1 protein-coding gene is annotated in these 762 nt (G+C 45.4%); it reads left to right on the forward strand.

Annotated elements, in window-relative coordinates:
* Positions 1-762 (forward strand): AMP-binding protein (locus RH89_RS16525; protein WP_004404418.1); only part of this gene is annotated, 762 nt, incomplete at both ends.

Genomic DNA, 762 nt, shown 5'->3' on the forward strand with positions numbered 1-762 from the left:
GCCCTCGACCATCTGGACTTCTCAGGTGTTGATATTAATCGGCAACTCATGAGTACCCGTTCGACAGCACTGGCTCTACCTGTAGTGGTCACCAATGGTCTGGCTTGGGATACCCTTTCAGAGGAAGACGATTTAGTGTTCTTTTCGGGTGTGACACAAACACCTCAAGTTGCCCTCGACATTCGCCTTAACTTTGATGAAAGCAAGAACTTGGTTCTGAGTTTCGACTACGCTGTGGATGCTCTAGACAAGCAAGTTGTTGTTTCGATACTCGCGTCAATTGAGCGTCATGTGCAAGCCTTGTGTGAGACCAAGAGCTTCGATATTGCCTCACACAAAGTCGTTAACCTTGACCACTATAAGCTCAATTGCGATGAGTCAGAATTTGAGTGCTCTAAGTTTTTAGCCAAGATTGCAAAAAATGTAGGTGAGAACGCTTCTAGCGATATTGCGGTTATATGTGGTGACAGACAGATAAGCTACAAAGCCTTTGGAGAAGATGTCCACAAGGTGATGCAGCACATTTCCCATCTTGGTTTGAAACAAGGTGATGTGTTGGCAATATGCATGCCTAAAAGCCCAGAGCATCTGGTGATGACTATTGCCTGTTCATTATCAGGAATCATTTGGGTACCCATTGATGTTTCTTCACCAGAAGAACGCCTGGACTACCTACTGAGTAACTGCAATGCGAACTTGGTTGTGACTAGTCAAACTTCCGACAGAGCGAACTCAGTGACGTATGAGTCGCTTTTACAGCCT

Source organism: Vibrio nigripulchritudo ATCC 27043 (assembly GCF_000222685.1).
In the GTDB taxonomy this organism is placed as follows: Bacteria; Pseudomonadota; Gammaproteobacteria; order Enterobacterales; family Vibrionaceae; genus Vibrio; species Vibrio nigripulchritudo.